This window comes from Nocardia sp. NPDC060249 (genome assembly GCF_042728755.1).
In the GTDB taxonomy this organism is placed as follows: domain Bacteria; phylum Actinomycetota; class Actinomycetes; order Mycobacteriales; family Mycobacteriaceae; genus Nocardia.
On sequence record NZ_JBHXAQ010000002.1, the window covers coordinates 466,563 to 474,287 of the forward strand.

The window sequence follows — 7,725 nt, forward strand, 5'->3', positions numbered from 1 at the left end:
ATCCAGCATGAGCGACACTCTCTATATCGACGGTTCCTGGCGACCGTCAGCGTCCGGGCAGACGCGCGAAATCCGCTGTCCGGCAGACAATTCCCTCGTCGGTGTGGTCGCCGAGGCCGGCCGGGACGACACGGTCGCCGCGATCACCGCGGCCCGCCGGGCCTTCGACGAAGGCCCGTGGCGGCGCACCGGCGCCGCCCACCGGGGCGACCTGCTGCTGCGCGTCGCCGAGGCGATCGACGCGCGACGAGACGAGTTCGCGCGCGCCGAGACTCTCGACACCGGCAAACGCCCCTACGAGTCCGACATCGACATGTCAGACATCGCCAACTGCTTCCGGTATTTCGGCAAGCTCGCCGCCGACGACGTGGGCCGGGTCGTCGACGCGGGCTCCCCCGACATCGACTCCCGCATCGTCTATGAACCGGTCGGTGTCTGCGGGTTGATCACGCCGTGGAACTACCCGCTGTTGCAGGCGGCGTGGAAGGTCGCCCCGGCGCTGGCGGCAGGCAACACGTTCGTTCTCAAACCGGCCGAACTGACCCCGCACACCGCGATTCTGCTGATGTCGGTGCTCGACGACCTCGGCGTGCCCGCCGGGGTGGCCAATCTCGTGCTCGGCGCGGGCGCCACCGCGGGTGCGCCGCTGTCCGAACATCCCGATGTCGACCTGGTCTCGTTCACCGGCGGGCTCGCCACCGGCAAGATCATCGCGCGCGAGGCGGCCGCCACGGTCAAGAAGGTGGCGCTCGAGCTGGGCGGCAAGAACCCGAATGTCGTCTTCGCCGACGCCTGCGACACCGAGCAACGGCTGGCCGCGAGCGTCGACAACGCACTCAACGCGGCGTTCCTGCATTCGGGCCAGGTGTGTTCGGCCGGCGCGCGCCTGGTCGTCGAGGAATCGGCACACGACCGTTTCGTCGACGAATTGGTGCGCCGCGCCGAGCAGATCCGGCTCGGCTTGCCTTTCGCCGTGGGCACCGAAACCGGGCCGCTGATCTCGGCCGCCCATCGCGACAAGGTGAACGCCTACGTCGAGCAGGCCCGCGCCGAGGGCGCCGTCATCCGCACCGGTGGCGCGTTCGCCACCGGCGACCGAGGCTCGGGGAACCTCGACAACGGCTGGTTCTACCTGCCGACCGTCATCGACGAAGCCACCCGGGCGATGGCGTGCGTGCACGACGAGGCATTCGGGCCCACCGTGACCGTGGAGACCTTCACGACCGAAGACGAGGCCGTCGCCATCGCCAACGACACCGAATACGGTCTCGCGGGCGCGGTGTGGTCCGGTGACGCGGCACGAGCCCGCCGCGTCGCCGCCCGGCTCCGGCACGGCACGGTGTGGGTCAACGACTTCGGCCCGTACCTGCCCCAGGCCGAGTGGGGTGGTTTCGGCCACTCCGGCGTCGGCCGCGAACTCGGTCCCTCCGGGCTGCACGAGTATCGCGAAGCCAAGCACGTCTACGAGAATCTCCGGCCGGGCGTCACCGGCTGGTTCGCCGATCGGGAGGAACAGCGGTGACCACATACGACTACGTGATCGTCGGCGGCGGTTCCGCGGGCGCGGCCGTCGCGGCACGGTTGTCGGAGGACTCTTCGGTGACGGTCTGCCTGCTCGAGGCAGGCCCCTCCGATGTCGACGACCCTGCCGTCCTGCGACTCGACCGCTGGATGGAACTGCTGGAATCGGGCTACGACTGGGACTACCCCATCGAGCCGCAGGAGAACGGCAATTCGTTCATGCGCCATGCCCGCGCCAAGGTGCTCGGTGGCTGCTCGTCGCACAACAGCTGCATCGCCTTCTGGGCTCCGCGCGAGGACCTGGATGCCTGGGAACACGAGCACGGCGCCACCGGGTGGGGCGCGGATTCGGTGTATCGGCTGTATTCGCGGATCGAGACCAACGATGCCCCCGGCGAGCACCACGGCCGTGGCGGCCCGGTGCACATCATGACGGTGCCGCCGAACGATCCGTGCGGTGTGGCCTTGCTCGACGCCTGCGCGGCGGTCGGTATCCCGCGCGCCGAATTCAACGCGGGACGCACAGTCGTCAACGGCGCCAACTTCTTTCAGATCAACCGGCGAGCCGATGGGACGCGCTCGTCGTCGTCGGTCAGCTATCTGCACCCTCATCTCGACCGGCGCAACCTCACCGTCCGGACCGGCGCGTGGGCCAAGAAGATCGTGATCGAGAACGGGCGGGCCGTCGGGGTCGACATCACCGACAACGCGTTCGGCCGCACCACCCGGATCACGGCGAACCGTGAGGTGATCGTGTGCGCCGGCGCCATCGACTCGCCGAAGCTGCTCATGCTGTCGGGCATCGGACCGACCGTTCACCTGCGCGAGAACGGCATCGAGGTGATCGTCGACGCGCCCGGTGTCGGCGCGAACCTGCAGGACCACCCGGAGGGCGTGATCGGTTTCGAGACCACGCGACCGATGGTGGACAGCTCTACCCAGTGGTGGGAGGCCGGCATCTTCACTCCCACCGAGGACGGACTCGACCGGCCGGACCTGATGATGCACTACGGCAGCGTGCCCTTCGATATGCACACCCTGCGCCAGGGGTATCCGACCGCCGAGAACACCTTCTGTCTGACACCGAACGTCACCCATGCCCGCTCACGCGGCACGGTGCGATTGCGCTCGCGCGACTTCCGCGACAAGCCGAAAGTGGACCCGCGCTACTTCACCGACCCCGAGGGCCACGATATGCGCGTGATGATCGCCGGTCTGCGCAAGGCGCGCGAGATCGCCGCGACCGCGCCGCTGTCGGACTGGGTGGCGCGTGAGCTGTATCCGGGGCCGGACGCGCAGACCGACACCGAACTGGCCGACTACGTCCGCCGAACCCACAACACCGTGTACCACCCGGTGGGCACGGTGCGGATGGGCCCGGTCGACGACCCGATGAGTCCCCTCGACCCCGAACTGCGGGTCAAGGGCGTCGAGGGTCTGCGGGTCGCCGACGCCTCGGTGTTCCCCGCGCACACGACCGTCAATCCGAATATCACCGTGATGCTCGTCGGCGAACGCTGCGCCGAACTGGTCGCCGCCGATCGGACGTAGGTCAGCCGGGAACCGGCCCGTCTCCGCGCGGCGGGCCGAAAATAAATCAGCCGACATTTCGGACACGGTGTGCCACCATGATTTCACGCAGGTGATTCGCATCGGGCGAGGAACCGACGAGCAGCATCGAGAGGAGGAGACGGCCGTGAAACAGCAAGCGCCACAGCGAGAATCGGATAGGACCTATCGCCGCGCGAATTCGGTCCATCGCGCGATGCGCCTGGAAATCGATGGCTCCGGCCGTCTCCTGATCGTGGCCTGACCGGCCCGGCCCGCCTCCGCTCACGACGTTCACACTTCTCTCGAAACATGGTGATTCCCATGATGATTCGTCATGCCGTCGACCCGACGGCGCCCGCTTCCGACACCTGGATACACACGAGGGTGCTCGTGCTGAACGCCAGCTACGAGGCCCTCGACGAGATCCCCGCCGATCGGGCCGTGACCTTGCTGATCAGCGGCGCCGCCGAGACCGTGATCGAGCGGGCCCCGCGGTTCCCGATCCGCTCGCAGCATCTGGTCATCGCCTTGCCGGAGACGATCCGGCTGGTGCGCTACGTCTACCTGGCGCACGTCGCGCCGATCGGTGACGACAGCCGCGCCACCTTGGCCGGGGTGTTGCGTCGCGACAAGCACCGGTGCGGCTACTGCGCCGACTGGGCGCACACCGTCGACCACATCCGCCCGCGCAGCCGGGGCGGGCCGAACACCTGGAGCAATCTCGTCGCCTGTTGCGCACCGTGCAATGCAGGCAAAGCTGACCGCACCCCGGAAGAGGCGGGGATGCGGCTGCTGTGGGAGCCCAAGGCTCCCGACCCGCTCGCTCGCAAGCAGCGCCGGATCTGGAAGGAGTACGCGCCGTGACCACCACCGACCTCGCACTGACCGAACTGCTGACCCTGTCCGATTCGGGGCGGTGGCACCGCGCCGCCTGCCGTGGTGACCCCAACCACGAGGCGTGGTTCCCCTACCCGTCGCAGGACTTCGACTACGCCCGCGAAATCTGTGCCGGATGCCCGTTGCTCGCGGGGTGCGCCGAGTACGCGGCGCAGACGGGTCAGTCGGGGGTGTGGGGTGGTCGTGAATACGATCGCGGGCGCGTGATCCGCGCTTGACCGGCCCAGCCGGGTGTCCGCTGTGACACCCGGCTCGGCCCGTTCGGCACACGGTGCGCAATTGCACACACTGCCTCAACCGGGGCGGACCGCTAGTCGTGCCTGCTGTGACCTGCAGCGATGCGCACCGGTATGCGCTGTGCTGCGGTTGCGCGTGGTGTCCTTAAACTTGCCGCGTGGGTACGCATCGCAACGGGACCAGTTCTCGAAGTATCAGCAAGGGTCCGGTTATCGCGGCATCGGCACTCGTCCTGGTGATCGTCGCCGTCTTCGCGTGGTTCCAGCTCAGCGATCGCGCCGCGACCACCGATGTCGCCGCCGCCGCCGAGTGCGTCGAGGGGGCCGCGCAGCTCGATGTCACCGTCGATCCGGCGATCGCGGGCCCGGTGCGCGCCGCGGGCGACCGGTTCAACGCGACCAAGCCTCGGGTACGTGACCACTGCGCGCAGGTGAAGGTGACGGCGCGCCCGTCGAGCGCGCTGGTCGCCGCCCTCGCCGACACCACGAAGTGGGATCCGGGCCTCGGTCCGCAGCCGGGGCTGTGGATCGCCGATTCCAGCCGGTCGATCGAGCTGGTTCGGGTGCCCGGCCTGATCGAGGGCACGCCCGCCTCGATCGCCACCAGCCCGATCGTGCTGGCCGTGCCCGACGCCCTGCGCCAAGCGCTCGAACAGCACCAGATCTCGTGGGCCGACCTGCCCCGGCTGCAGCAGGGCTCACTCGACGAGGTCGGCCTGTCGGGCTGGGGTGGGCTGCAGATGGCGCTGCCCACCGGTGACGCCACGACTGCCGCCGCCGCGTCCATCGGCGCCGCGATCTCGGGCACCGAACCGTTGACCGAGCAGGCAGCCGGGTCGGGTCAGGTCGTCGCCGCGATCTCCGGGCTCGCCGCCGGCGCGCAGGCACCGGCCGATCTGATGACCGCCATGTCGGAGATCAGCGCGAATCCCACCGATGACGACGTACACGCGGTCGCCGCGACCCAGCAGCAACTCGGCACCGGTGGCCTCACCGCGTTCCGGCCGGTCGGCAGCGCACCGCTGGCCGACTATCCCGCGGCGTTGCTGTCGGGTCCGTGGGTCGACAAGACCCAGAATCTGATCGCGTCGCGGTTCATCGACTTCCTGCGGGCACCGGAGCAGGCCGGTGCGCTCGCCACCGACGGCTTCGGGCCCGCCATCGGTTCGGCACCGGCGAATCCGCCACGCGCGGCACTGGAGAAGGTGCAGTCGACGCTGGCCGACCCGGTCCTCGGCGTGAACGCGACGGTCCTGCTCGACGTGTCGTCGTCGATGGGGACCGCCGAGGGCTCGACCACCCGGCTGTCGAACGCGATCGCCGCCGTCGCCTCGACACTGCAGGTGATGCCGCCCGACTTCGGGCTCGGCCTGTGGACGTTCGGCAAGAACCTCGACGGCACCACCCCGTACAAGGTGCAGGCGCCCACCGCGCTGCTCACCGACTCCCAGCGCAACGCGGTCGGCTCGGCGGTCACCGCGGTGAAACCGAGCCAGCTCACCGCGGATCAGGCCTACCCGAGCCTGCTCGCCGCCTACCGCGCCGCGGTGACCGGATACTCCCCCGGTCGCACGAATTCGATCCTGCTGATCACCGACGGTCCCGACGACGATTCGACGCTGACCGGCACCGCGCTGGTCGACGAGATCACCGCGGCGACCAAGTCGGGCAAGCCCGTTCGCGTCGACATCGTCGTGGTCGGCGGCCAGGGCACCCAGACCCTGCAAACCCTCGCCGACCAGACCGGCGGCACCTACACCCGCATGCCGACGAGCAACGACCTCGGCTTCGGCACCGCGGTCGTCAAGGCGCTGACCACGCCCTAGGACACCGGCCAGGACGCCGCTACAGCGAAACCTGCACCAGCGCACCGGATTCCATCGCGACCCAGAGGTCTCCGGCAGCGTCGACGGTGAGTCCGTGCGGTTCGGCGCCCGGTAGGTCGAGGTGAGTGATCGTGCCGTCGGTGGTGATCCGCCCGAGACGGCAGCTCGCCCACTCGGTGAACCACAGCGCACCGTCGGGGCCTGCCACGATCGCGTGCGGGCGAGCATCGGTCGCCGGGAGGGCGAATTCGGTGACGGTGCCGTCGAGGTCGACGCGCCCGATCGCGCCCGCGCCGATTTCGGTGAACCACAGCGCGTCGTCCGGCCCCGCGGTGATGCCGACCGGCGCGGCCGACGGCGTGGGGAGCGGGTACACGCGCAGCGCGAGGTCGGTGCCGACGCGGGCGATCGCGTTGCCCTGGTTCACCGTCAGCCACAGCGCCCCATCGGGCCCCGGCGTGATCATCGAGGGCATTCCGTCGACCTCGACGCGGGTGAGGTTGCCGTCCGCGGCGAGTCGCCCGACCCGGCCCGCCCGCAATTCGGTGAACCAGAGCGCACCGTCCGACCCGGCGCACACACCGTAGGGACCGTCCATGGACAGGCTCGTCACCGCACCGTCGACGGTGATCCGCCCGAGCCGATCACCCTGGAACTCGGTGAACCACAGGGCATTATCGGAACCAGCGACGATCACCGTCGGTTGTCCGTCGGACCGCTCGAGCGGATAGGACCGCACGATCCCCTCCGCGAATCGTCCGATCACCCCCTGCGCCACCAACGTGAACCACAGCGCCCCGTCGGGCCCGACAGTGATCCCGTACGGAGCGCCGGGCACGTCGATCACTCGCACGATCTCAGCCACAGTCCTCAATTCCCTTCTGTATTCCCCGACGATGCCGACGCGTTCGCCCGGCCGGATCGAGGCCGAGACGGTGTCGAGCACCGGCCGGTCCGCAGCAGACTTCGATACTCCGCGCAGGGGCAGTTGAGTGGTCGAGCAGGCCCCAATCGCAACTGGTGTAGCTTTAACCCTACAAAACCACGACGCCTAAAGCAACAGGAGTTGTTTTTGGAACCGCAACGACGTCCCGGCGGACGAAGCGCGCGAGTCAGGGAAGCCGTTCTCGACGCGACGACGGACGAACTCGCCGAGCGCGGCTACCAGGACCTGAGCATCGAAGCCGTCGCGCAGCGAGCCGGGGTGCACAAGACCACCGTCTATCGGCGCTGGCGCGGCCCGGAGGGGCTCGTCGCCGACGCGCTCGAGCGCGCCTCGGAACAGCCGTGGCCGATCCCCGATACGGGCACCCTCACCGGCGATCTCCGTGCGCTGACCGAGTTGCTCCGACAGGGCTTCACCGATCCCGAATCAGGTTCGCTGGCCACAGCTTTCATCGCAGCGGGGATGCAAGATTCCGAGGCCGCCGACGCGCTGCGCGGCTTCTACGCGGCGAGACACGGCGAAGCGGCGGTGATCGTGGCGCGGGCGGTCGCGCGCGGCGAGGCGGACCCGGAGGTCGACGCCGCCGAGATCATCCGGCTCGCGGTCGCGCCGCTGTTCCACCGGCTGTTCATCACCCACGAACCGATCACCGCCGACCACGCGCGCCGAGCCGCCGACGTGGCCGCCGCACTGGCGAGAACACCGATCGTCACCTGAATCCGACTGCGCGGCAATATTTCACGTGCGG

8 protein-coding genes are annotated in these 7,725 nt (G+C 69.2%); 6 read left to right on the forward strand and 2 right to left on the reverse strand.

Features of this window, described 5'->3' with window-relative positions:
• Nucleotides 1-7 precede the first annotated feature (7 nt).
• Both ACFWFP_RS09810 and ACFWFP_RS09815 read left to right on the forward strand, forming a co-directional pair.
• Complete coding sequence (locus ACFWFP_RS09810) at nucleotides 8-1,522, forward strand: aldehyde dehydrogenase family protein (protein ID WP_379294335.1); 1,515 nt, start codon at nucleotides 8-10, stop codon at nucleotides 1,520-1,522.
• Nucleotides 1,519-3,072 (forward strand): GMC family oxidoreductase, encoded by a 1,554-nt coding sequence (locus ACFWFP_RS09815; RefSeq protein ID WP_379294336.1) that lies wholly within the window; start codon nucleotides 1,519-1,521, stop codon nucleotides 3,070-3,072. Before ACFWFP_RS09810 ends, ACFWFP_RS09815 begins: the two co-directional genes overlap by 4 nt.
• Nucleotides 3,073-3,118: 46 nt before the next feature.
• Here the strand turns inward: ACFWFP_RS09815 and ACFWFP_RS09820 are convergent, their stop codons facing one another.
• Nucleotides 3,119-3,367, reverse strand: a complete 249-nt coding sequence (locus tag ACFWFP_RS09820; RefSeq protein WP_379294337.1) for a hypothetical protein — start codon at nucleotides 3,365-3,367, stop codon at nucleotides 3,119-3,121.
• A gap of 26 nt (nucleotides 3,368-3,393) precedes the next feature.
• On the opposite strand from ACFWFP_RS09820, the gene ACFWFP_RS09825 reads away from it, so the two are divergent.
• The 3 genes from ACFWFP_RS09825 to ACFWFP_RS09835 all read left to right on the forward strand — a co-directional run bounded on the left by ACFWFP_RS09825 (nucleotide 3,394) and on the right by ACFWFP_RS09835 (nucleotide 6,031).
• Nucleotides 3,394-3,936, forward strand: a complete 543-nt coding sequence (locus tag ACFWFP_RS09825; protein WP_379294338.1) for an HNH endonuclease — start codon at nucleotides 3,394-3,396, stop codon at nucleotides 3,934-3,936.
• The gene (locus tag ACFWFP_RS09830) at nucleotides 3,933-4,187 is read left to right on the forward strand and encodes a WhiB family transcriptional regulator (RefSeq protein WP_379294339.1); all 255 of its coding nucleotides are present in this window, start codon (nucleotides 3,933-3,935) and stop codon (nucleotides 4,185-4,187) included. Before ACFWFP_RS09825 ends, ACFWFP_RS09830 begins: the two co-directional genes overlap by 4 nt.
• A gap of 176 nt (nucleotides 4,188-4,363) precedes the next feature.
• A complete protein-coding gene (locus ACFWFP_RS09835; RefSeq protein ID WP_379294340.1) occupies nucleotides 4,364-6,031 on the forward strand; it encodes a VWA domain-containing protein in 1,668 nt (555 codons plus the stop codon).
• A 19-nt stretch (nucleotides 6,032-6,050) separates the two neighbouring features.
• Here the strand turns inward: ACFWFP_RS09835 and ACFWFP_RS09840 are convergent, their stop codons facing one another.
• A complete protein-coding gene (locus tag ACFWFP_RS09840; protein WP_379294341.1) occupies nucleotides 6,051-6,896 on the reverse strand; it encodes a virginiamycin B lyase in 846 nt (281 codons plus the stop codon).
• 207 nt (nucleotides 6,897-7,103) lie between these two features.
• On the opposite strand from ACFWFP_RS09840, the gene ACFWFP_RS09845 reads away from it, so the two are divergent.
• Nucleotides 7,104-7,694, forward strand: coding sequence for a TetR/AcrR family transcriptional regulator (locus tag ACFWFP_RS09845; RefSeq protein ID WP_379294342.1), 591 nt, complete (start codon nucleotides 7,104-7,106; stop codon nucleotides 7,692-7,694).
• Nucleotides 7,695-7,725: the final 31 nt, after the last annotated feature.